The following is a 1,148-nucleotide window of genomic DNA, read 5'->3' as shown; positions in this document are numbered from 1 at the left end:
TCGCTGAACGGTCCGGGGTCCATGGTGACGTTGTTCAGTCCAAGGTACTCAAGGTTGCCAATGAACCCGCCTACATCGGATCCAAACGCTAACGAGTACCCGATCACTACCCACTGGATACTGACCAGTGCAAAGGCGACGAACGACAGGGTGATCATGGAGATCAGGTTTTTCCTGCGAACAAGCCCCCCATAGAAGAATCCTACCGCCGGCGTCATGAGCATGACAAGCGCCGTTGAGGCAAGGATCCATGCTGTTGCTCCAGAATCTAATGCCATTCTTTTCACCAGGTTATCTTTTTACATTGTCATTCGTGCAGACCATTCGTGGAAAACCGGAGAGCCGGATTTCACTCCGCACTTTCATGAGCACAATGCCGGATGATAAGTCCGGGAGATCGTGCCTGGTGCCGGATGGATCCACCTTCCGGTCTGCTGTAGGGTCTTTCTCTGTTCGACTTTTGTTAGTAGGAAGTTGCCTTCCTATTTATTTAAATTTTTCTTATGTTCAATGTGATCGGGCTACTTTCCTGAGAATACCAAAAGCAGGGCTTACCTGATCAATAATCCTGCCGGCCCGCAGCATAGTTCTGCAGCAGATGGAAACAGGCATCGCCCTCAGGCGGCGCTTGGCATATGAAACGGCTGTATCAACCCGCGCGGGAACCAGGTGTCAATCCCCCCATGCCCGGGCAGCGCGAGAAATCACCGGCACAGGACCGTCTGCGTAATAATGTCGGAGTAGATCTCGGTCCCGGATGCCGCGATAATATGGATAATATGGGCGAACCGGTTTCCCCCGGGCGCTATCTCTTCAAGAACGTTTGGCTGCCCGAGGATCCGGCCGGCATTGAAGACAACGTCTTTCTCCCCATCGAAGATTGCGACATAAAAGATCCCGGACTCGACAATGTCCTGGAAGAAGTGGCTGCCATAGGAGAGTTCCGGCATGAAGCCCGCCTCCTTCGATGCCATCTCACCAATGACGGTCATATGGCTGATCTCCGCGAACCGCACCGGGACACCAAGCATGGGAGTCGTGGTCCCCCACCTCCCCGGCCCAAGCAGCATCACGTTCTTTCCACGGAGTGCAGTGTTCAGGACACCGATATGCCGGGCAACGGCCTACCTGTCCCTGTTACACCTCTC

Annotated in this window: 1 protein-coding gene and 1 pseudogene; both read right to left on the bottom strand. The window is 54.1% G+C overall.

What is annotated here, in order from left to right; all coding sequences use genetic code 11:
* A pseudogene (locus tag CW742_RS14270) lies at positions 1-278 on the bottom strand (ammonium transporter); the annotation flags it as partial.
* Positions 279-704: 426 nt separating this feature from the next.
* Positions 705-1,031, bottom strand: coding sequence for a hypothetical protein (locus CW742_RS14265; RefSeq protein ID WP_292421522.1), 327 nt, complete (start codon positions 1,029-1,031; stop codon positions 705-707).
* Between the last annotated feature and the right edge of the window lie 117 nt (positions 1,032-1,148).

Origin of the sequence: Methanoregula sp. (assembly GCF_002835825.1) — an archaeon.
GTDB lineage: Archaea > Halobacteriota > Methanomicrobia > Methanomicrobiales > Methanospirillaceae > Methanoregula.
Note: the sequence above shows the minus strand (reverse complement) of the source record. Positions and strands in the feature narration are given on the sequence as shown.

What these genes read in the sequence shown, in the direction of transcription:
- CW742_RS14265 (WP_292421522.1), bottom strand. Translation starts at nt 1,031, where the DNA reads ATGCTTGGTGTCCCGGTGCGGTTCGCGGAGATCAGCCATATGACCGTC.